Source organism: Legionella cincinnatiensis, assembly GCF_900452415.1.
GTDB classification, from domain to species: Bacteria; Pseudomonadota; Gammaproteobacteria; order Legionellales; family Legionellaceae; genus Legionella; species Legionella cincinnatiensis.
This window is the reverse complement of the sequence record NZ_UGNX01000001.1, coordinates 3,435,840-3,457,466: the sequence shown is the minus strand read 5'-3', so window position 1 is coordinate 3,457,466 and position 21,627 is coordinate 3,435,840. Positions and strand designations below refer to the sequence as shown.

Below are 21,627 nucleotides of genomic sequence, written 5' to 3'. Positions count from 1 at the left end.
CCTTTAAAGCAGAAATGATATATGATACGTATACATTGCAATAATTTGGTAATTCATCGTGATTGAATCGAAAACCGTGGTGTTGTGTGCGGATGATTTTGGTTTGAATTCTGGAGTCTCAGAAGGAATTTTAAAATTAGTGCGCAAAAAACGCCTATCGGCGGTAAGCTGTATGACCAATATGCCTGATTTTGTTTCTTATGGGCAACAGTTACTCGCCTTAAAAGATCAGGTTAAGATTGGTTTACATTTTAATCTAACCGAGGGTGATTTAATCGTTCATCCACAAAAAAAATGTTTTAGTCTGAGCGAGTTATTAATTAAATCGCATATGCATTCCGTGAAGTTATCTTTTATTGCCCAAGAGTTTTTAGCGCAATTGGAGCAATTTACAGGAATCATGCAACGGTTACCTGATTTTATTGACGGTCATCAACATATACATCAATTTCCGGTGATAAGAAAAGTTATTTTGGATCTTTATGAGCAACGATTAAAAGACAATGGAACCTCTATTCGTTCCGTATGGCCATCCATTAATTTGCCTCAATATCGGTTAAAAGCAAAAGTGCTTCATTTAACTGGAGGTAAAGCTTTAGCTCAACAATTAATCAAACTCAATATACCTCATAATCGTTACTTTTCAGGCATTTATGATTTTGCGGCCCATGCGAATTATCGAGATTTATTTAGGAAATGGTTATGTTTCGCAAAGGAAAATACGCTAATTATGTGCCATCCAGGGGATGGAATAAATACTACAGACACTATTGCTCCTGCCCGTTTTAAGGAGCTGAATTATTTTTTAAGTGATGATTTTTTAAGCGATTGCGATGAATATCACGTTCGCCTTGCATATCAATATTAAGAAGATTAGCTTCCGTTTTTTGTATGTATTATCATTTAGGTAGGTAATCTGGATTAACGAAAGGAGAAGTCCTTGAATGATATTTTTTGGATCTCTTGTGGAGCAGTTATTGGTGCTAACTTACGTTATTTAGTGAATCGTTTTTCTATTAAGTATTTGTCAGCAGATATCCCCTATGGAACTTTTCTCGTTAATCTTACCGGTAGTTTTATTCTCGGTTTTTTTCTTGTTTGGACTTTGGAGCGTGTAGAAGTTGATCCAAGATGGAGATCATTTGTTGCTGTTGGATTTTGCGGTGCTTATACAACGTTTTCCAGTTTCAGTTATGAAACGTATCGACTTATAGAACAAAGTGATTATGCACTTGCTGCACTAAATTTTATTTGCAATAATCTTTTTTCTTTACTTGCAGTAATTGCAGGCATAGTGCTCGCACGGGTAATTTAATATGAACCATGTAAAAGTTTCTGTCTATATTAATGAAGGAGATAAATGGCAGCATCGTCCCTTACATCTTGAATTATTAAATATGCTTGATGAAAATGGGGTTGCAGGTGGAACGGTGTTGCGTGGGGTTGCTGGATTTACTTTTAAGGCTCCTATTGTATCTACATCATTGGTTGACATTGGAAGCAAGCTTCCTTTAATCGTACATTTCGTTGATACCCTTGAAAAAGCAGAATCGGTATTACCTAAACTCAAGGAAATGGCCAGTGGTCGGCTTATTATTCGTGAAGTTGTTGAAGTGATTAGTGGTTCACATTTTAACAATAGAAGGTAATAGCTCGGCTCTTGCCTGAAGCTCCCTCTGGCGACGCGAGATATTCACTGCTCTAACGACAAGCCCAGGTGCGCGAAATAATAAAGCTATAAACAGAAACCAATCCCAATACTAGGATTAAAGCCAAGAGATAATTGAGTGTAGTGTACTCTAGAAGCAAAAAGAAAAGTAGTTCATTGATGACTCCCGCAGAAGATGCGACTAGGAAAAAATGGGGCAAACTTAATCTTTTCTCGTCATGTAAATGGGAAAAAGTGAAATATTTATGTCCTAAAAAACTGACATTAAAGGCTATTAAAAAGGCAAATATATTGGCGATTAGTGCTGGGGTGTACAAGAAATTAACCAAAATAAATACAGTGCAGAGATGGACTAATGCAGCTGTTCCACCAATTCCAAAAAAATAAATCAGCCTGTGCCTTAAACTAAGAGATGTTGTCGTCAAAACTTGATTCCTCATCAATAATATAGTGAGGTCTGTGTTTGACCTCATCAAAGACACGCCCTATATATTCACCTACCACTCCTAAAGCAAAGAGCTGCAACCCACCAAAGAAGCTAATGGTAGTGACAATAGTAGCCCATCCTGGTGTTTCTTTACCGAAAATTAAGGTGCTGAGTATAATCCAGATGCCATAGAGTATTGCGAGTGTGGCAACGCTAATTCCACCTATAGCAATCATACGTAGTGGGAATGCAGTAAATGATGTAATTCCAGTAATCGCTAAATCCAATAGCGAATAGAAGTTCCATTGCGAGTTACCTGTTTTCCGTGGCTGCACTTCGAAAGAAATAGCGATTTGTTTAAACCCAACCCAACTGTATAAACCTTTCATAAAGCGATTACGTTCAGGTAATTTTTGCAATGCCTTTACTATTTTTCGATCGAGAAGTCTAAAATCGCCCGCATTTGCGGGGATATTAATTCGGTTGATTCGTGAAGTAAATTGGTAAAATGCTTTGGCGCAAGTTCTCTTTAACCAAGACTCATGCGTACGGTTTTTGCGAACAGCATACACCATATCATAACCTTCTTCCCATTTAGCAATGAATTCACTTAAGAGTTCAAGAGGATGTTGGAAATCGGCATCGAGCAAAATAACAGCATCTCCTTGTGCATGGTCAAGACCTGCGCTTATGGCGTTTTCTTTACCAAAATTACGGCTAAAACGAATACAGCGCAGAGCGAAATGAGCTCTTAACTGCTGAATAATTATTGGTGTGTTGTCTTTACTGCCATCATCCACAAGGAGTATTTCATAAGCATAACCTAATTTTTTTAGGGTATCAGTCAGGGCAGTAATAAACTCAGCAATTCCGGCTTCCTCATTAAAAACTGGAACGACGCAGGAGATACGTTTTGTATGATTTATTGATTTTGACATGTTCGGTTTAAGGAACAACTACTATGAAAAGAATCTATATTAACCTGAATCAAGCATTCTCGTAAGTGGATTGAAGTTTTTTTTCGCCCTTAATGAATTTTAATAACCGAAACTGTTACTATAGCGCCAATTTTTGATTTCAGTTTTGTGGAAATCGTATGAAGCATGTTGATTTTGATATAATGTTGCGCGATCAAAAAGGTACATTTTTTCTAAGTGAAGAAGTTGCTAAATTTTTATTTAAGCAAAAAGAAGAGGTAAAGTTTCTTTATTCACGAGAAGATTATTTAATTTCAAAAAAGTTATCAAAATTTAGTCCATTTAATTCACCCAAATTTTCATTGAGTCATAATTTAGTTTTATCAGGTAAAAATCAATGGCATATCCTTGATAATTCAACTCGAGGCAAAGGCGGCTTCGGTACTGTCAATGGATCAAAATATAAAATCATGGTCACTTGTGATCCTAATAAAAAGCGTTATCAAGCCCAAGTTATTCCCGTAAATGATGTAGTTAAAATACAAAAACCTAATGATGCGCTACCTTACAAACAGCTTTTGCAAAGAGCTGCAAAAGAAGCACTAAAACAAAAAAACCATGGCGTAAAAGTTGCAGCAGTTATTGGTGCTGGAGATAAAGTCATTACTGTTGTTGAGGATTGTGGCATTAGTCTGGATAAATTGTTGCCCTTTACTCCGAACAATAAATATTCATTTTATTATCGACTGCAAGTTGCCGCTCGAATTGCAAGTGAGATGCTATTATTGCAACAAAATGGGGTAGTACATCGCGATCTTAAACCGGCAAATATTTGCTATAAAAATCTTGGCAAAGAGCAATTCCTTATAATTTTTATCGATTTTGGTTTGGCTGAAGATGCAGACTCGAAAAACAATTTCAACTCTTCGGGAACGCCTTGCTATATGGCTCCAGAAGTTCTTATGTATGACAGAAGCACTTATCAATCCGATATGTATGCTTTAGCAGCAATACTGGGCGAAATATTTGGTGCTACACATATCATGAAATATAAAGAAGCAGTCAATACTCGCGCAGAATTAGCTTATGCTCCTTTTTGTTTTGATGGTTTATTTACTGGTTATGATGTTTCTGAGGTAGATCCTTTTCTTTTGAAAGATATCAAAAATCTATTGTTTCGTTTACAAAGTAAAAAAGCAGGAGAGCGTCCTACAATTAATCAAGTCAATAAATTTCTTATAACCCTACCGGCTAGGTTAGATGCATATAAGATTTTTAATAATAACTGGGCGGTTTTGGTGAAGCGCTTTGAGGAATTCGAAGTGTACCATCAATACCTGAATTTATTGAACACCAAACATCATTTAACCAGATTTACAGACAATCTGTTTAATGAAAAAAGCGTTCGAAGTGATGTGTTTAATCGAAGAATGCTCTTAAAAAGGATGGTCATTTATAAGGCGATCGCAAAATTTACTTTACCAGCGTCTCATTATGAACTATCTGCACGTTTAATGAAAGAAAATCGTAGCGTAGATATTCATGATATTGATCGCCCTTATCCTAATTTGGAACAGGTGATTTATTGGTTAGAACAGGAGAATTTGAAGTTTAAAAAGGCACTCAATAGTTTTCATACTTATGCCAAAGAAGTTTACGATGGCGAAAAATTAACAAAAAAATTTATCAATACAAACAGTACGGGAATGATAAAAATTGCCCGAATTTTAAGCGGTTCAAGCTCGCCTTTAGCACAATTACAACAGCTGCAACGACTAGGACAAGAAAAAACAGAAAAGGGATTATTTTATTTTTTCAGCCACTCTAAGATTTTTGGTAAAGGTCGTCATGAAAATATAGAGAAACTTTATCAAAAACTTGCCAAAATTGATCCCGAAAAAGAACAAGAAGAGTATTTGGCAAAAACTCAGCTCGAAGAAATTACCCAGTTTATTCAGAATACCAATTCTTTTACTTATTAATGTTTGTTGACAATACATTGTTTCTATACGTCCAGTGCTTTATACCTAGTGAAAACATTCAGTTAACGTAAGCTTGAGATAAGCGGACGTGAATTTACTGTGATCCGTTCGGGCTGAGGAAACACATAGCGTTGTCTCGAAGCCTTTGTAGGAACTTTCAAGTCCTGTGCTAAGTCTTCGAGACGGCGTCAACGCCCCCTCAGCCCGAACGGATCGTGTTAAAGATGGATTTAATGACATTATTATTTATAACTCACCTATGCTTTATACCTGGTGAAAATATTAATTAACGCAAGCTTGGGATAAGCGGACGTGAATTTACTGTGATCCGTTCGGGCTGAGGAAACGCATAGCGTTGTCTCGAAGCCTTTGTACGAACTTTCCAAATCCTGTGCTAAGGCTTCGAGACGGCGTCAACGCCTCCTCAGCCCGAACGGATCGTGTTAAAGACGGCTTTTAATGACATTATTATTTATGCTTTATACCTGGTGAAAATATTAATTAACGCAAGCTTGGGATAAGCGGACGTGAGTTTACTGTGATCCGTTCGGGCTGAGGAAACACATAGCGTTGTCTCGAAGCCTTTGTAGGAACTTTCCAAATCCTGTGCTAAGGCTTCGAGACGGCGTCAACGCCCCCCTCAGCCTGAACGGATCGTGTTAAAGACGGCTTTTAATGACATTATTATTTATGCTTTATACCTGGTGAAAATATTAATTAACGCAAGCTTGGGATAAGCGGACGTGAGTTTACTGTGATCCGTTCGGGCTGAGGAAACACATAGCGTTGTCTCGAAGCCTTTGTACGAACTTTCAAGTCCTGTGCTAAGGCTTCGAGACGGCGTCAACGCCCCCCTCAGCCTGAACGGATCGTGTTAAAGACGGATTTTAATGACATTATTATTTATAACTCACCTATGCTTTATACCTGGTGAAAATATTAATTAACGCAAGCTTGGGATAAGCGGACGTGAGTTTACTGTGATCCGTTCGGGCTGAGGAAACGCATAGCGTTGTCTCGAAGCCTTTGTACGAACTTTCAAGTCCTGTGCTAAGGCTTCGAGACGGCGTCAACGCCCCCTCAGCCCGAACGGATCGTGTTAAAGACGGCTTTTAATGACATTATTATTTATAACTCACCTATGCTTTATACCTGGTGAAAACATTCAGTTAACGCAAGCTTGAGATAAGCGGACGTGAATTTACTGTGATCCGTTCCGGCTGAGGAAACGCATAGCGTTGTCTCCAAGCCTTTGTAGGAACTTTCTAAGTCTTCGAGACGGCGTTAACGCCTCCTCAGCCCGAACGGATCGTGTTAAAGACGGATTTTAATGACATTATTATTTATAACTCACCTATGCTTTATACCTGGTGAAAATATTAATTAACGCAAGCTTGGGATAAGCGGACGTGAGTTTACTGTGATCCGTTCGGGCTGAGGAAACGCATAGCGTTGTCTCGAAGCCTTTGTACGAACTTTCAAGTCCTGTGCTAAGGCTTCGAGACGGCGTCAACGCCCCCTCAGCCCGAACGGATCGTGTTAAAGACGGCTTTTAATGACATTATTATTTATAACTCACCTATGCTTTATACCTGGTGAAAACATTCAGTTAACGCAAGCTTGAGATAAGCGGACGTGAATTTACTGTGATCCGTTCCGGCTGAGGAAACGCATAGCGTTGTCTCCAAGCCTTTGTAGGAACTTTCTAAGTCTTCGAGACGGCGTTAACGCCTCCTCAGCCCGAACGGATCGTGTTAAAGACGGATTTTAATGACATTATTATTTATAACTCACCTATGCTTTATACCTGGTGAAAATATTAATTAACGCAAGCTTGGGATAAGCGGACGTGAGTTTACTGTGATCCGTTCGGGCTGAGGAAACGCATAGCGTTGTCTCGAAGCCTTTGTACGAACTTTCAAGTCCTGTGCTAAGGCTTCGAGACGGCGTCAACGCCTCCCTCAGCCTGAACGGATCGTGTTAAAGATGGATTTAATGACATTATTATTTATAACTCACCTATGCTTTATACCTGGTGAAAATATTAATTAACGCAAGCTTGGGATAAGCGGACGTGAATTTACTGTGATCCGTTCGGGCTGAGGAAACGCATAGCGTTGTCTCGAAGCCTTTGTACGAACTTTCAAGTCCTGTGCTAAGGCTTCGAGACGGCGTCAACGCCCCCTCAGCCTGAACGGATCGTGTTAAAGACGGATTTTAATGACATTATTATTTATAACTCACTTTAATTTAACGTTATTTATGGATAAAGAGTTTATTTAGATCCAGTCTTCCTCTCGAACCGAGACGTTAATTTAAAGACTCGTGATGGATTTTAATCCAAAAAGTACTGGCTTTTTGAGCGCCCATCTCAATTTGATGTTTCGCTATGTCAGCATTATTGTGACATAAAAGACGTAATTGATCGCCATGATCGTCATCAGCAACTAAATGGGTCAGTATAAATTTACCTTGCTCTGGCCCGATATTTAAGCGCACAAAATGAGGCATAACACTAGTTTTTAACAGGCGAGCTACATTTTCCAGCACATATAGTGCGCCGACATATTGATATTCTTCTTCTGAAGAAATATTCATCCAAAACTGATCAAACTCTAAAACAACAGATGGAGCTTCAGGCACAGGTTGTTTACCAAAAGTTTGTAAATCTCCTTCAGCGAGACGATAATGATATTGTTCTTCTCGTGCCAATTCAGCAAATACTTTTTTTATTTCTTCATCCTGGGCTTGCTCTGCTGCATGCTGGAGTCTTTTTCCACTGTCTCGAGTGTAGTGGTACATCATTTCAAGAAAATTCAGATACTTATTAAGATCAATTTTATCTAATAGAAGAATAACGCTGTCTGCCATATTTTGACAGTAAGTATCTAGTAAATTTATGGTTTGACTTTGGGATTTATTCATTGAGGATCTCCTAAATTCATTAAGGGGCTAATGTGTTGGCAATGACGTATTATTCGGGTTTTAAGTGCTTTTTGAGGGCCAGATAATTCATGAAGACATACTACTTGTCTATCCAGCCAATATGCTTCTACTGATTTTGTAGTATAGACTGGGGTTAACTCAATTTTTTTAATCAAAATTTGTTGCTCTTTTTTGACCAACTCAAGTTTAAAAATAACGCCAGTTTTACAAGGTAAAGTTGGCATAATTGTTAAAAAATTCCCTAAAGACCAAGCAATAACCCCAAATCCCTTAGCGCCGGGACGTTCTACTTGTAGAGGGCATTGGACATCCATTTTGTTGATAGAAACCATTTCTACCGGTTGTACTACATGGGGTGAATGGCCCAAAATTAAATCAACACCAAGTTCAATGAGTTTCAACGCATGTGTTCTTTGCAATGCATCAGGCCAATATTCATATTCATAGCCCCAATGAGGTGAAAAAATAATAAACTCAGCCCCTTGAGCTTTCATCTTTTGAATGTGTTCAGCAATTTTAACCCAATCCGGTTCTCTATGAGGACAGCCAAATAAATGAATTGGAACCCCTTTAGGTGGGGGTTGATTTGTTTTTAAATGATTAATTGCGAAAGTGGACGCCATAAAACCAATTTTTATTCCTTTGATAGTGAGAAGCATAGCGTCTTCATTTTGATTCACTCCCCCAAGACAATGGAAATGAGTTCCTTGTTCCAGTATTGAGTTTCGTGTGGCTTGAAGACCTTCTTCTTTTTGATCAAGTGCATGGTTATTACAAATAGAGAATACATGTTGGATGTGGGAAGGTAAAACATTCCAGCTCGTTAAATAATCCTTAGGTGCATTATAGTGAAAAGTTTCATAAACCCACTTAGGTACTTTACGTGCAGGATCGATTGGGGTTTCAAGATTTGTAAGCGTAAGATCTGCATGAGCTAAATGTTGTTTTACTCCAGCGGATAACGCATTGAGCCAACCACTACGGATCCACATCATATCTCCCATTGCACAAAGTGTTATGGCTTGTTCGTCCGATACAGTGGGCCATTGATGTTGTTTTAGCCATTGATGCATCGCTAAAAAATGGTTTTTGTCTTCTAGGGTATTTGGATGATACTTATGATCCAAACTTTTAAGAATATAGGCTAAATCTAAATCAAGTCGCCATAACGGCCAACGTTGATATTCATAACGAATGGAATGGTACCAGCGTGTCGTCATTGCTAATTCTCATTTTGAAATTTGAATGGGTTGAATTTTCCTTCGCGATGAACTACTTCAGGACCTCTAATTAAAGCATGCCACCATATTTTGTAATAACTTGAAAAAAGTGAAGAGTGGTTCTGTTGGAATAATTCTTTGAGATGAGGATGTAATTGCGGCAAATTATACCCTGGTACTCCTGGAAATAAATGGTGTTCCAAATGATAATTTAATCCGTTCCAGAAAAAGGTAGTGAGAGGGTTACTGGTTACCGTGGTGGCAGTTTTTAGCGGACCTCCTTGCCAATCATTTTGAAAATGGTCTGCAACAGACTTCATTCCATTCCATATTGAAGTAAAGAATACAGGAATCAGCCATGTTTGATAGGCTAAGTTGGTCAGATTTTTTTGAACCAAAAGAAGCCATACTAAGATTTGCGCTAATATCAAGAGGCTCAGTTGAAGAAAATGTTTTCGTAATTGATGCCGTTTATAAAATTGGAGTGGATAAAGCACATTAAAATGAATAATCGCTAAGGGAACACCAAATAAAAAGACTCCATAATACAAAAGCACTAAGTCCCAGCTTTTTGTTCCTGTATTATAAGCATCAGGGTCTCGTTCGGTTCTATTGTAACGGTGGTGCAGTAAGTGCCCATGTCTAGGAGGATGGTATAAAACAAAAAATAAAAACGACAGCACATGTCCAATCAGGCGATTTTGCCATCGTTTAGAGAATAGAGTATGGTGCCAACTGTCATGTACTAATTGCACTAATCCATTAATGAAATATCCTAAAAAAAGCCACAGAATAATTTTTAAACCTATAGAATGCGTTTTTAGAATGCAAAAGCCTAAAAAGCACCAGATAAAAAATAAGAGGCTGAGTTTTGTGATGACGTATATGCTTGATTTTTGATGGGCTCTTTGGAGCACCGCTTGAGGTATCCCCCAGGGATATCTTTTATTATTCATCAGTATTCCTTTACGTTTTGATTAAACCAATATAACGTGGAGCCGATTTTTTATAAATTAAATAGGAATCGCCAAAACGTTGTGTTAAAAAATGTTCTTCTTCCAAAACCAACAAATGAATCAGAACGATGATCGTCATTAAAGCAATCCAAACTGGCCATATGAGGCTCCAAAGCGATACGCCAATTAAGTACAGTATCGAAAAAAAATAAATTGGGTTTCTTGAATATTTAAAGCATCCTTTAGTTTTCAAAATATTTTGCGATTGCTCTTTTTTTGATTCTTGGCCGACACGAAATGCTTCGCCCATTTGATATTGGCATACGAGCATTCCACCTAACCCTATAATCGCAATACCCCAGCCATAAAGTGGGCTGATTACCGATAAAGGCCAATTAAAGCAACTGCTTCTAAATTCTTGCGAAAGAGCATACAAACTAATACAACTAAACCATATAAGTACAGGCAAAATGAGCCATTGAGAAATTAAATGATGTCGATTATGACTTTTTTTCTGATAACAGATAAGAGGGCTTTTACCAAAGCGCAACCAATAGCACATACCGGTTAGTCCTTGTCCGCTGAATAAATGGAAACTGATAAATGCTAAATAAATATAAGGATGATGAATTATTGAGAGCTGGTTCATAATGATATCTCTGATGAACCGTATTGCAATTGTAGCCATGAGCTGGCTTCAAAACAAAAGTGTTGCATTTGTTCGTGACTCCAAATCTTGTCAAAACAGGTATTATTGATGTAAAGCGTCTCTTCATAAACGAAACTATTAGAACCCCAAACCGGCGTATGTGCTTCGAGATTAAGTACCTTAATGGGAGATGGTGGCTTAAGATAAGAAGTTACGTCACCAAAATGAGTAATCACCAGAGTACTGGAGCGTTTATCGGCTAATAATTCTTCTCGTGCTGCATTCTTTAATTTTTTTTCAGAACAGAGGTGGCTTATTAAAATGCACTCTAAAGCATTGCAAAGGTAAATTCGTTTTAATAGTAAGTGAGTGAGTGTCTTTCTGACGAGTAAACCTAGGTGTTCTGGTCTATTTTGATGTATTTGTTTTATTACTTGAAGAGGAAGCTCAATCATGATTGCTGCACAGCCGTTTTCAATTGAATTTTTAGGAACCATCCATATCGACCTGAGATCGACCGGGATACGAAAACGAATTAATCGATTCTCTTTGGTGGATTCGGTGCGATGAATAGCCGCTAAAATGGCAGAATAAAATAATTCGGATGAATTATAATTTTTTAAATGAGAAAGGCTAAATTGTATACTTTGAAGATAAGGCATACCAATTTGGGTGCTTTGATGAGACAAAGGGCTGGCTCTTCTCGATAATTGTCGGTATTTGGCTTTAAATAGATTGGGCAATACTTTTTTATTTTTTAGGCAATATTGGAGAAATTTTTTATCCGTCATTTGGGGGGCTGACAGGTTTTTTTGGCTTGGCGAATGCTGATTTAATTTACAGTTTAATAAATCCCAAAAACGGGCTACAAAATGGATTAAAGATTGACCATCACCTGCAGCATGATGAATCTGAAACGCAATGATCCAGTTAAATCCTTCCTTATTGAATATTTTGCCTATGGTAATACGAAAAGGTAAAGAGTGTTCAAGATCAATAGGCGTTTGGATTAATGTTTGGATTCGTTCTTGCTTCTCTACGGGGATCTCATCGAACCGATAAGAATCTGCTCTTTTTTGCGAGTCAGGTTCAATGATCTGCCAACCTTTACCTGATTTGGACCAGATGGATTGCAATCTTGGTGTTTCATTAATTAATGCATTCACACAGGAAAAAAAAGATTCTGAACAAGGAACTTCTTCAACAGTATAAAATAAACTATTCCAAATGGGGCAAATGGCGCCATTAATTTTCATGAGTAGCCGATCTACATAATTTGCAGAACAAGTTTTTGCCATTGCTCAACCTCTTTTAGTGTATTGGCATTTGCGATTTTAATTTCTTCACACAAATGTACCAGGGTATGTTTGTACTTTGTGACATTTTGAAAAATTAACTCATCAGATTGATGTGTATGTGGCCGCAAACCGCAAGGGATATATCCTGATTGAATTAATATAGGAAAAATACCATGAAGCAATTCAGGATCTTCTAAGGGTAAATGAATCAGATCGGTACGTAACGGACTTGGAGAACAATGAAACTCAAAGTGAGCACTCTTTTGCACAAGCCGTCTTTGTAAGCCAATGTATGGGTTTGTTTCCATGTTTTTTAGATGAAACGGAGACTTTTCTTGTGAATGCAAATGGAATGGATGAATCATTCTTGGCAGGCCTAAATTTTGATAAATATTTTCTAGCCAAGGTTTAAACAATGCAGGTATAAAGATCTTTTTTTCAACTTGCTGAGGTTGTAATACTGTAGTCATGAGTAATGCATGCATTTTATTCGAGGGGCATTTTACTCCTTTAACTGCTTCATTTTCAGCATACCCGAGAATCAATCCGCAGTATTTTGCATTCATCAATCGAGTTGCATATCGCTGGGCTAAAAGGTGCAAAGTTGAGTTATGCTGATGAACGAAATGATATTGAGCAGCAAGCTGCTGGAGGGCATTGTGCCAGGCTTTTGGTGTAACAGTAGACTTGAATTTTTTGACTCCCCCAGAGATTCTAAAAGAGCACCCAGATTCAACATAGTCACTATTTTTTTCTTTATGCCAAAAGGCAGTATGAGCTAATAAACGGCCTTGGGAATCGAATTCACCATAAGAGGTGATTTTATTGCCATGAATTAATGTTGAAAGACCTCCAGGCTCATATAAAAAAGTATATGAATAACTATTTCCATAAACTTTGTATAATAGTTTGATAAATTCTTCTTCGTCCTTAGCGGTCAATTGACGAATAAATACCTGAGATTCTAATTTTGAAGCGTTAAGAGCAGAATAAATCATGAAAACTCCAATTACATCTCAGCTTTTATCACATTCATGATAATGTCTTTTTGAGTGCGTAACGAAATGATGTAATGGGAACTTACATCTTGTCCCGCGATTAAATTAAAATCAAATTGTTGCAAAAAAAGTACGGTCATTAACTGTAACTCCAATAATGCCAAATTGTTACCAATACATACTCTAGGGCCATTTATAAAGGGTAAAAAAGCGTATTTGTGTTTTAATTGATGATCAATAAAGCGATATGGATCAAAGCCTTCAGGGTTAGACCAAAACTCTGGGTGTCGATGAATCATGGCAATATTAACAATAATCATGGAATGAGCTGGGATTAAATATCCATCAATCACATCGTCGTTGAGGCAATATCTTGGCACAGCCGGAAAAGACGGAAATAATCTTAATACTTCCATAACTAGAGCTTTTATTAATGGCATTTGTTCTAAATCGTTTACCTCTAACATTTTATTTTTAAGAACGGAATGTATTTCTTTGCGCAAATTTTTGCGCAGATCGGGGTATTTAGATAAAGTAATAAACAGCCAGTTTAGTGCGTTGGCCGTCGTTTCATGGCCGGCAAATAACATTAAGGCTGCTTCTGAAAATAATTCCTCTTCAGTGAGTTTGGCTTGAGTATGAGGACAGCGATGTTTTGAAAGCAGCATAATGAGATCGGGTTTCATCGTGTTGCGTTCTGTATTGATAATGGTTTTGATAAGGGTCTTTAGCTCTCTATGAGCTTTATGAAAGTTGCGGTTAAGACGAATAGGTAATGATAAGGACAAGGGTTGCCTTTTTTTAACCAAAAGATCGCCAAAATAAGTTAATAATTCGGATAATTGATTGATTTTTTGTTCACTAATTGCGGTACTAAATAATAATCGGGTAATGACTTTTAGGGCAAGGGATGTTGTCAACGAATTAAGGCATAAATTTTGACCGATTTTAATGGAGCGTATTTCTTCATGAATCACTGCGATAATATCACTCCCCATTTCTGATACAGATTGAGGTTGAAATAATCCAGCAATCATTTTTCGACGTTCTCCCCAATACGCCATATTGTTGGTGGTGAGAATATTTTGTCCAATAATGTGTTCCGCTAATTGATAAAAATTGTCTTTTGGATAGTTTGTGATATGGGTATGAAGGACATGTCGTGCATATTCTGGGTGATTGATAAAGAAGATGCTCTGAAAACCTATCTTAAGCTGAGCGATATCACCGGATACGGTGTGGAGACTAGTTAAAAAGTCAAAATTATCCTTTTTGAGTTGTTGTAATTTTTGTCTCAAGGACATCTCAAGATAAGGAACTTTCTTGGTTGCAAAGTTCTTTTTTCCGATATTACTATTCATTATCGTACCCAAAAAGTTCAAGGTAATCGAAATAAGCTAATTGAGCCTTATTTTTCTTTATAAATCAATTCGATTTTAAATATAATCTCATCTTTTTCATTCTCCTAATATTTTTCATTGTATTGGAAATGACTTAAATCCATATGGATTACGTTTCTCTCCATGAGCTCTTTTTTCAAAGTGCTGATAATCTTGAAGGTCATGCCAATCACCAGCCCAATCCCATCCATGTTTTATAAATTGCTGATACACTAAACTATCTTTGGTAATTTTTCCGGGAGCGGGTTGGGTGCGGTCTGCATAACGTATGCCTTGGGGAGGGAGAATGGTTTTGCCTTTTATGTAAGGATTAATCAATGGATTAATATCAATTGCGCGACCATAACTGTGTTGAGAATATTCTCCCGGACGATTCGTGACTGGCCGGCAATTAAATGCAGAAGTATTATTTGCCACCATCGAAGCATTATCATCTCCTTGAAATACATCCATGAGTTGCATGCTTTGAATAGGGAATTTATGTTTAAATAGAACTTTAAAAATAGCAACTATCTCATGTGCTAATTCTTTGTTGATAATTAAAGTCCCCATATGGGTTTTATTATCAAACCCCCAATAAGAAAGCTGGACATAAGCTAAGTTCTTCATGGTTACGGGACAACCTTTGCGCCAAGTAAATTGGCACATTTGTCGTTGAATTTTTTTGGGAATAGGACGAATCCTGCTTTTAAATAAAGTATTTTTCTCTGTTTTAGCAAAAAACCATGCTGATGACCGAATAAAAATCAATAAAAAATAAATGAATCTCATAAGGTTCATATTTGCGAATAATTTTTACAATAATTATAGGCTGTTCTATTTACTTGAGCTACAGCAGGTTAACTGATAGCTGAAGAGGTTATATTGTCATATTGATCTTTGAAAGATTTAATTGTATTAAATTTGAAACAAATGTATCATAAATGCGATTTAAATATTGGAGAGAGTGATATGCCATTATGGGAAGTCTATGCAGAAGCGGCTAGAGATTTTGATAAAAGAGCACAAGAAGTAACCAGCAAGGCACAAAAAATTCTGTCCAAATATCCTCATCATTTTGATGATGAGATTTTAAGCGCTGCAGTGCGGTCAATACTGAAACACAATCATATTGATGCCTATCAAGAAGTTACAGAACTGGAATGGAAAAGAATACTCAATGAAAAAACACTTTTTAATGAGATTCTTGCTTATTATTTTGCCATGCTTGATGAGCAAATCTTTAGACAGGCAAATTGGCTTAAATCAAATGATGTGCCAACAGAAAAGAATGATATTGAGTTACGCCAAAATTTTTTGAGTAAATTATATGCTATTCGCAATAAAAAATTTGAAGGCCATACTGTTGAGGGGGCAATTCAATTTAAGTTAAACCAAATCAAAGAGTTAAGTGAAGTTCTCTTAAAAACGGATATGGAAAACCTTAAAGATCACCATTCTCTAAATATTATCGAAGTTATTAGCAGTATATTAAAATTATTTTGTATGAGCATTTTTTGTCCACTTTATTTCGATCCTATCATTTCAAATAAATGCGATATGGGAAATTCAGTAAGTACTTTGTGGTCCGGAAAATCATTAAATAATGTTCATATGGAGCATTTAAAAGCTAAATCGGAGCAAGTGGAATACGCATGTAAAAAAGTGAGTGAGTTTTTAGCAATGACACAGGATGAGGATGCTGAAGAATATCAAATGGTGTTCTAATGTTGCGGCATACATTATCATGGTTCTCAGTACTTTTAAATCTTGGCAATGCATATTAAACTTTGTTCCTTTTTAAAAGTTAAGGGCATGGATGAGGACGAGAAGGAGTGCATTATTAGCATTTTTAGGATTAATGGTTATTTGGGGTTGGTCAAAAAATGCGGCGTGTGCCCTTGAGCGTGATTTTCAAACTTGGCTCAATCTTACCACTATTGGTAAGTTTTATAGTGATGATAAGGTATTTAGTCACTTACGCTATTGGTTGGAAGGGCAACAACGTTTAGGTGCTGACTCGAGTCGTTATTCTCAGATTTTATTGCGACCAGGACTCGGTTATGCCTTAACGGAGAATACAAGCATATGGCTTGGATATGCCTGGATCTATTCAGGACCGCCAAATACTTCAAGTCCATTTGAGGAGAATCGAATTTGGCAGCAACTCTTATGGGTTAAGTCCTACCCATCTTTTAAACTTACGAGCAGAACTCGTACAGAGCAACGTTTTCTGCAAAATAATCCTAAAACCGCTTATCGGATCCGAGAGCTTGTCAAAATTTTTGCTCCCATTAAAAATAATGATCGATTAGCTTTTGTCACTAGCGATGAGATTTTCATTCATAAAAATAATTTTGTAGGTACCAATAGTCGCGGTTTTGATCAAAATCGATTTTTTATTGGTTTAGGCTATGAAGTGAATTCCTTTGCAATAGCTGAGATAGGTTATATGAATCAATATATTCGACGTTTTGGAGTGCCCAATTTTCTTGCGAACATCCTTGCGGTAAATTTTTATCTAAGTTTATAAGTGGAATAAGAGGATTCATCAAAATTCAACTCTCAGTGAGAAAAGATAATAATCGCCCAAATGATAATTGCATTAATGATTGAAATCAGAATAGCAGCTGAGCCCATGTCTTTTGCTCTTTTAGTGAGAGGATTCCACGCCAGATCAATTCGATTCAGGGTTGTTTCTATTGCGGAATTCAAGAGTTCGGCAATTAAAATAAGGAATAGTGTACCAATTAATAAAGCGCGTTCAACAGCAGTGTTTCCTAAAAAAAAAGCGCATGGTAACGCAATGGCGGCGGCCAATAATTCAAGACGAAAAGCAAATTCATTTTGAAAGGCTGCTTTTAATCCACATAGGGAATAGCCTGTGGCTTCTTGTATTTTCAAAATTGCTTTAATTATGAATCTTATCATTTAAGTCTCGAATTCTGTTACACTTTTTTGTGTTTCGAGATTACTATAATTCTGTGTTCAATTTCTACAAGATTTTACTTTATAAGATCTATGTTACAATTATTGATTATTTGTTATGGAGAAATATTGTGCAAGAGTTTTTATCAATAAGCCTGCTCATCATGTTAGCGGCAATTTCTCCAGGCCCAGATTTTGCTCTTGTGACCAAGAATGCTTTGCTTTACTCCAGAAAAGCAGGAATTTATACTGCTCTTGGCATTTCTACCAGTCTCATAATTCATGCAAGTTACTGTATTTTGGGTTTAGCTCTTGTTATTTCGCAATCCCTTCTTGCTTTTAGCATTATCAAATATTTAGGCGCTGCTTATTTGATTTATATTGGCATTAAGGGTCTATTCGCCAAACGAGAAATGATGAAACTGGATTCGGGACATGTGGATCATGGGATTACGAATTTGCAAGCCTTTAATCAAGGACTTTTTTGTAATCTTTTAAACCCTAAAGCAATCATGTTTTTATTGGCATTTTTTACCTTAGTAGTAAAACCAGGGCATTCCATTCTGAGTGAGCTGGCCTATGGAATTGAAATTGCCTTAATTCATATGATTTGGTTTTCCAGTCTTTCTTATATGCTGACCCATCAATATGTCAAAACCAATTTAAATCGTTTGCAATTTTACATTGTAAAAATCATGGGGGGACTGCTGGTGGCATTTGGGGTGAGAATTGCAAGTTTGAGTCATGCAACAGTGCTTCTGCGGTAATTTTAGATGAGTGTAAGGTGTGCCAGAGAATAATTACTCCAATGAATTTTTTATTTTAATTGATAGAGAAAATACTTAACTTTTTGTGTTCATTAACAAATAATAGAGAAGGTTTGTTAACAGGGAATGATAAATGCACTATCAAATGGAAAAACCTCATCTTCAATTAGCGATTATGTCGCGATGGTATGTAGTATCTCGGGCATTACATGCAGTGGCCCAGTTAGGCGTCGCGAATTATCTATTATCTGGACCTAAATATATTGATGAACTTGCAAAAGCTACGGAAAGTAAACCTGAATTATTGGATAGGGTATTAAAGTTTCTCTGTTCTTATGACTTGTTTCATTACAAGGATGGCCTTTATTCTTTAACCGAATTATCCAAGGTACTTTGCGATGAAGATCCGCATTCTATACGCGATGTATTGTGTATGGTTGATGACAGTTGGTGGCAAGCTTTTTCTCAATTAGAGGCAAGTCTTAAAACTGGAAAGCCCGCATTCGAAATCCAACATGGCGATAATTTTTTCCATTACCTGAGTCAAGATGCTGAGAAACAACATAATTTTGATAGAGGAATGGCTAAACTTTCTACTTATGATGATGCATCGATCGCTGATGTATTTAATTTCTCTGTATTTTCGACTCTAATTGATATGGGGGGCGGGCGAGGCGGTTTAGTGAAAGCAATCAGTAACAAACATCCTCATGTTGGGGTTATTGTATTTGATACGCCAGCAGTTATTGATCAGCTGAATTCTGCAGATTTTTCTCCTAATATCAGTCTCCAAAAGGGTGATTTTTTTGCGACGATACCAAGTGCAGATGCTTATATTTTTAAAGGTGTTTTACATGATTTCAATGATAAGATGATGCATCAAATATTAAGAAATTGCGCGCAACAAATGCCAAAGCACGCAGCCTTATTTATTGCTGAACAAGTCATGCCTGATGACAATCAGCCTCATCCCAATAAGACAATGGATATCGTTATGATGGTATTGTTGGGCGGTCGTCAGCGCACTTTAGCCGAATGGCAAAAATCGATTGAACCAGCAGGTTTTACTTTTAAAAACAGTTACGTAACGAACAGTTTGTTTACGTTGATGGAATTTAAGCTAAAAGAGCCTCAATAATGAGTGGTACTAAATGCTTATAAAGTAAAGATAGGAAATTTTTTAAAGAATCCGATATAAAAAATTACTCACTTTTTATATCGGACTCCCCTTTAATTAAAATAGGAAGAGCTCGTTTTATAAATTTTTATTTAAACATTTATAGGCTGTGGTCTTGTTTCTTTTTGAATATAGTTGTCTTTCTTTTGATTACGGTAGTTTTTCATTAGCTTAAGAAACGCAGGCATAATAAGTACTTTCAAGAGTGCGAGTGCAATAATCATATTGATATATCTCTAAGTTATGTATAATTTTATCTACCTGATCGATAATAATACTACAAAAAGATTAAGGTTATATTAAGCAACGTTCCATAAAACAATTTTTTTTGCATTCGTTGGTTTATTGTTCCGAACAAAATCGCTTCAGGGTATTTTGTAAAAGTGTTGTCACCGAATCTAAAAGAGCAGACTCTTCAGGTAAAAAGATAGTTCTTAATATTGGGGGTTGAACACAATAAAATACCATTATTTTTAAAACTACCTCATTATCGATTATCAATTCTTTTTCCAGCTGATAGGGTAACTTTTTTGCATTAGGCTCTGAGCTAAAATTACCCCACTTACTTTCTATTGTTGCAACCATATACTCTGGAAATTGAAACGCTTTAGGTAGTGCGTGAACCACTCCTCTGAGTAATTCTTCTTTACTCGATTTTCCTAAAGCAATTAAATTGGAAATGGTGTATAGACATCTAAGTTCTTTAATACGCTCACCTAAGTCATGCATTAATTTTTTTCGCTCTTTTTCAAGTACCTTCCGAAAAGTAATATTTCTAACTACCTGGACCCATGAATTAGGAAATAAATCAGAATTTATAGGTGATACACTGCATTCCAACCAGATTCCCTTTTCCGTCTCAAATTCTACGGTATATTTATTTCTTGAAGTAGAAAGTTTGGAACAGACAGGACAATCTTTTTGGTCTATAGATTTATTATGAAAAAGTAGGTGGGATGATAATCCTACTAACTCTTCAGCTTTTTTATGAGCCGATTTCCCTGCGGCATTGTTCGCTTGGAGGATAATCCCTTCGGATTGCACAGAAAAAGTAGGATCCGGGATATTGTTATAGGTAGTAGCTGTGCGTATAAACATTGCAAACGGCCGACGTAAAGATTCTATTACCAAAGCGATATAGATAAACCAGAACGAAAATATCCTGAGCAGATGACCGATTAAATATGCGATATCATAAGAATTTTTATAATAGGACAACAGGAATAATGACACAATCAAAGTGATGATGCATAAAGATATATAATGTAATGTTTCTTTAGTCATCATTCTTTTTTCATGCCAAAGCAGCATCAATGCTGTAATAAAAATAATGATAACTCCCCATTCACAATATGCTTGAAACCATGTGGGGCCAAAGTATTCAATATAAACTGTAGGAAAATGGCCTGAAAATATGCCTATAAAAAATAATAAAATGATAAATAAGAAGCAAAGATTAATAATCCAAATTTTTACGGTGTGTCTAAAAAAATAGGTTGCTAGAAGAAAAGTAATCGCTTGAAGAAAACGAGCAGATATCCAAAACTGAGTACTTAGGTTATTGCCTCCATGAGGTAATAAATTCATCCCCTTGTGAGCTAAAATATGACCTATATCCAAGACAGAAGTCCAACCTGCCGCCAGAGCAATTAAAATCACAAATTGATTTTTTATGAATTGGGAGGTTGTGATCGCTAGTATCATCGCGGTTAGTCCAATAAATACACCAACTAACTCAGCGAGAGTATGAAAAAGAAGTACATTAGTTTGGTATCTAATTAAAACACAAACCAAAGATAGAAAAACAGGCGGCAGGAATATCCGCCACAGAGGTAGTTTCTCCGGGATATACGTAGTATAGGTTCCCCTGATAATATCCATAGAATTCTCTCTATTTTATCCCGGTTTAAAACCTATGTAAGTCGAAACAGAATATAGGTCAACAGCAACGATAGTTAATTGGTCAATTATAATTTAATTTATTGACGGTTTTTATTATTTTAAGGTTTATTCTTCAATATACAATAAGTTATGTGGTTCTACTTCCTATATATTAAAGTAACCATTTTTTAAGTCTGCTTCAAAATCATATGGCCAATTAGTTCGGTATAAACCATATCGCTTTTTTATAGAATCTCTTTCGATAGTTATCCAAACTTGCGTACCGACTATTTGATTTGGATCGTAACTTGAGCCATTCTGTATGGTGATTTTAAACTCATTAGCAGAAAGTCCGTTCCGATATAAAATGTTTTGAAAATCTTCTTTTATTATATTCTCTCCGCTAAACATTATTTATTCCTTAAATGAGTAC

The 21,627-nt window shown here is 36.6% G+C and carries 21 protein-coding genes; 8 read left to right on the top strand and 13 right to left on the bottom strand.

Annotated elements, in window-relative coordinates:
* Positions 1 to 58: 58 nt before the first annotated feature.
* The 3 genes from DYH34_RS15275 (at position 59) to DYH34_RS15265 (ending at position 1,649) form a co-directional block, all read left to right on the top strand.
* On the top strand, positions 59 to 868 hold the full coding sequence (locus DYH34_RS15275; RefSeq protein WP_058466490.1) for a ChbG/HpnK family deacetylase: 810 nt from the start codon (positions 59 to 61) through the stop codon (positions 866 to 868).
* Positions 869 to 940: 72 nt separating this feature from the next.
* Positions 941 to 1,315: a fluoride efflux transporter CrcB gene (gene crcB, locus DYH34_RS15270; RefSeq protein WP_058466489.1), complete on the top strand. Its 375-nt coding sequence runs from the start codon at positions 941 to 943 to the stop codon at positions 1,313 to 1,315.
* Position 1,316: 1 nt separating this feature from the next.
* Positions 1,317 to 1,649: a DUF190 domain-containing protein gene (locus DYH34_RS15265; protein WP_058466488.1), complete on the top strand. Its 333-nt coding sequence runs from the start codon at positions 1,317 to 1,319 to the stop codon at positions 1,647 to 1,649.
* Between the two features lie 52 nt (positions 1,650 to 1,701).
* Here the strand turns inward: DYH34_RS15265 and DYH34_RS15260 are convergent, their stop codons facing one another.
* Positions 1,702 to 2,109, bottom strand: a complete 408-nt coding sequence (locus tag DYH34_RS15260; protein WP_083502825.1) for a GtrA family protein — start codon at positions 2,107 to 2,109, stop codon at positions 1,702 to 1,704.
* A complete protein-coding gene (locus DYH34_RS15255) occupies positions 2,075 to 3,034 on the bottom strand; it encodes a glycosyltransferase family 2 protein (protein ID WP_058466486.1) in 960 nt (319 codons plus the stop codon). Before DYH34_RS15255 ends, DYH34_RS15260 begins: the two co-directional genes overlap by 35 nt.
* Positions 3,035 to 3,192: 158 nt before the next feature.
* Here DYH34_RS15255 and DYH34_RS15250 point away from each other — a divergent pair, with 158 nt between their 5' ends.
* On the top strand, positions 3,193 to 4,995 hold the full coding sequence (locus DYH34_RS15250; RefSeq protein WP_058466485.1) for a protein kinase domain-containing protein: 1,803 nt from the start codon (positions 3,193 to 3,195) through the stop codon (positions 4,993 to 4,995).
* 2,310 nt (positions 4,996 to 7,305) lie between these two features.
* Here DYH34_RS15250 and DYH34_RS15245 read toward each other — a convergent pair.
* From DYH34_RS15245 to DYH34_RS15210, 8 genes are all read right to left on the bottom strand, one after another.
* On the bottom strand, positions 7,306 to 7,920 hold the full coding sequence (locus DYH34_RS15245; RefSeq protein WP_058464915.1) for an iron-containing redox enzyme family protein: 615 nt from the start codon (positions 7,918 to 7,920) through the stop codon (positions 7,306 to 7,308).
* Positions 7,917 to 9,161, bottom strand: a complete 1,245-nt coding sequence (locus tag DYH34_RS15240) for a CapA family protein (protein ID WP_058464916.1) — start codon at positions 9,159 to 9,161, stop codon at positions 7,917 to 7,919. Before DYH34_RS15240 ends, DYH34_RS15245 begins: the two co-directional genes overlap by 4 nt.
* 2 nt (positions 9,162 to 9,163) lie before the next feature.
* Positions 9,164 to 10,117 carry a fatty acid desaturase family protein gene (locus tag DYH34_RS15235; protein WP_058464917.1) on the bottom strand — a complete coding sequence of 318 codons (954 nt, stop codon included), beginning with the start codon at positions 10,115 to 10,117 and terminating at the stop codon, positions 9,164 to 9,166.
* Positions 10,118 to 10,127: 10 nt separating this feature from the next.
* Positions 10,128 to 10,766, bottom strand: a complete 639-nt coding sequence (locus tag DYH34_RS15230) for a methyltransferase family protein (protein WP_058464918.1) — start codon at positions 10,764 to 10,766, stop codon at positions 10,128 to 10,130.
* Positions 10,763 to 12,064 carry a hypothetical protein gene (locus DYH34_RS15225; protein ID WP_058464919.1) on the bottom strand — a complete coding sequence of 434 codons (1,302 nt, stop codon included), beginning with the start codon at positions 12,062 to 12,064 and terminating at the stop codon, positions 10,763 to 10,765. The genes DYH34_RS15230 and DYH34_RS15225 overlap by 4 nt, the downstream gene beginning before the upstream one ends.
* Entirely contained in the window at positions 12,034 to 13,062 is a 1,029-nt protein-coding gene (locus DYH34_RS15220) for a hypothetical protein (protein ID WP_058464920.1), read from the bottom strand. The genes DYH34_RS15225 and DYH34_RS15220 overlap by 31 nt, the downstream gene beginning before the upstream one ends.
* 11 nt (positions 13,063 to 13,073) lie before the next feature.
* Complete coding sequence (locus tag DYH34_RS15215) at positions 13,074 to 14,423, bottom strand: cytochrome P450 (RefSeq protein ID WP_058464921.1); 1,350 nt, start codon at positions 14,421 to 14,423, stop codon at positions 13,074 to 13,076.
* 114 nt (positions 14,424 to 14,537) lie between these two features.
* The gene (locus DYH34_RS15210) at positions 14,538 to 15,233 is read right to left on the bottom strand and encodes a M15 family metallopeptidase (protein WP_058464922.1); all 696 of its coding nucleotides are present in this window, start codon (positions 15,231 to 15,233) and stop codon (positions 14,538 to 14,540) included.
* A gap of 180 nt (positions 15,234 to 15,413) precedes the next feature.
* On the opposite strand from DYH34_RS15210, the gene DYH34_RS15205 reads away from it, so the two are divergent.
* Both DYH34_RS15205 and DYH34_RS15200 read left to right on the top strand, forming a co-directional pair.
* Positions 15,414 to 16,169, top strand: a complete 756-nt coding sequence (locus DYH34_RS15205; RefSeq protein WP_115342634.1) for a hypothetical protein — start codon at positions 15,414 to 15,416, stop codon at positions 16,167 to 16,169.
* A 91-nt stretch (positions 16,170 to 16,260) separates the two neighbouring features.
* Entirely contained in the window at positions 16,261 to 16,974 is a 714-nt protein-coding gene (locus DYH34_RS15200) for a DUF2490 domain-containing protein (RefSeq protein ID WP_058464924.1), read from the top strand.
* Positions 16,975 to 17,006: 32 nt separating this feature from the next.
* Here DYH34_RS15200 and DYH34_RS15195 read toward each other — a convergent pair whose 3' ends face one another.
* Positions 17,007 to 17,372 (bottom strand): diacylglycerol kinase, encoded by a 366-nt coding sequence (locus DYH34_RS15195; RefSeq protein WP_058464925.1) that lies wholly within the window; start codon positions 17,370 to 17,372, stop codon positions 17,007 to 17,009.
* A 128-nt stretch (positions 17,373 to 17,500) separates the two neighbouring features.
* Between DYH34_RS15195 and DYH34_RS15190 the strand changes: the two genes are divergently transcribed.
* Positions 17,501 to 18,136, top strand: coding sequence for a LysE family transporter (locus tag DYH34_RS15190; protein ID WP_058464926.1), 636 nt, complete (start codon positions 17,501 to 17,503; stop codon positions 18,134 to 18,136).
* Positions 18,137 to 18,269: 133 nt separating this feature from the next.
* Complete coding sequence (locus DYH34_RS15185; protein ID WP_058464927.1) at positions 18,270 to 19,274, top strand: methyltransferase; 1,005 nt, start codon at positions 18,270 to 18,272, stop codon at positions 19,272 to 19,274.
* Between the two features lie 381 nt (positions 19,275 to 19,655).
* On the opposite strand, the gene DYH34_RS15180 is transcribed toward DYH34_RS15185, so the two are convergent.
* The gene (locus tag DYH34_RS15180) at positions 19,656 to 21,194 is read right to left on the bottom strand and encodes an MASE3 domain-containing protein (RefSeq protein ID WP_058464928.1); all 1,539 of its coding nucleotides are present in this window, start codon (positions 21,192 to 21,194) and stop codon (positions 19,656 to 19,658) included.
* 165 nt (positions 21,195 to 21,359) lie between these two features.
* The gene (locus DYH34_RS15175; protein WP_058464929.1) at positions 21,360 to 21,605 is read right to left on the bottom strand and encodes a hypothetical protein; all 246 of its coding nucleotides are present in this window, start codon (positions 21,603 to 21,605) and stop codon (positions 21,360 to 21,362) included.
* Between the last annotated feature and the right edge of the window lie 22 nt (positions 21,606 to 21,627).

Coding starts and splice junctions, on each gene's coding strand:
- DYH34_RS15265 (WP_058466488.1), top strand. CDS start 1,317: ATGAACCATGTAAAAGTTTCTGTCTATATTAATGAAGGAGATAAATGG.
- DYH34_RS15260 (WP_083502825.1), bottom strand. CDS start 2,109: ATGAGGAATCAAGTTTTGACGACAACATCTCTTAGTTTAAGGCACAGG.
- DYH34_RS15255 (WP_058466486.1), bottom strand. CDS start 3,034: ATGTCAAAATCAATAAATCATACAAAACGTATCTCCTGCGTCGTTCCA.
- DYH34_RS15250 (WP_058466485.1), top strand. CDS start 3,193: ATGAAGCATGTTGATTTTGATATAATGTTGCGCGATCAAAAAGGTACA.
- DYH34_RS15245 (WP_058464915.1), bottom strand. CDS start 7,920: ATGAATAAATCCCAAAGTCAAACCATAAATTTACTAGATACTTACTGT.
- DYH34_RS15240 (WP_058464916.1), bottom strand. CDS start 9,161: ATGACGACACGCTGGTACCATTCCATTCGTTATGAATATCAACGTTGG.
- DYH34_RS15235 (WP_058464917.1), bottom strand. CDS start 10,117: ATGAATAATAAAAGATATCCCTGGGGGATACCTCAAGCGGTGCTCCAA.
- DYH34_RS15230 (WP_058464918.1), bottom strand. CDS start 10,766: ATGAACCAGCTCTCAATAATTCATCATCCTTATATTTATTTAGCATTT.
- DYH34_RS15225 (WP_058464919.1), bottom strand. CDS start 12,064: ATGGCAAAAACTTGTTCTGCAAATTATGTAGATCGGCTACTCATGAAA.
- DYH34_RS15220 (WP_058464920.1), bottom strand. CDS start 13,062: ATGATTTATTCTGCTCTTAACGCTTCAAAATTAGAATCTCAGGTATTT.
- DYH34_RS15215 (WP_058464921.1), bottom strand. CDS start 14,423: ATGAATAGTAATATCGGAAAAAAGAACTTTGCAACCAAGAAAGTTCCT.
- DYH34_RS15210 (WP_058464922.1), bottom strand. CDS start 15,233: ATGAGATTCATTTATTTTTTATTGATTTTTATTCGGTCATCAGCATGG.
- DYH34_RS15205 (WP_115342634.1), top strand. CDS start 15,414: ATGCCATTATGGGAAGTCTATGCAGAAGCGGCTAGAGATTTTGATAAA.
- DYH34_RS15200 (WP_058464924.1), top strand. CDS start 16,261: ATGAGGACGAGAAGGAGTGCATTATTAGCATTTTTAGGATTAATGGTT.
- DYH34_RS15195 (WP_058464925.1), bottom strand. CDS start 17,372: ATGATAAGATTCATAATTAAAGCAATTTTGAAAATACAAGAAGCCACA.
- DYH34_RS15185 (WP_058464927.1), top strand. CDS start 18,270: ATGCACTATCAAATGGAAAAACCTCATCTTCAATTAGCGATTATGTCG.
- DYH34_RS15180 (WP_058464928.1), bottom strand. CDS start 21,194: ATGGATATTATCAGGGGAACCTATACTACGTATATCCCGGAGAAACTA.
- DYH34_RS15175 (WP_058464929.1), bottom strand. CDS start 21,605: ATGTTTAGCGGAGAGAATATAATAAAAGAAGATTTTCAAAACATTTTA.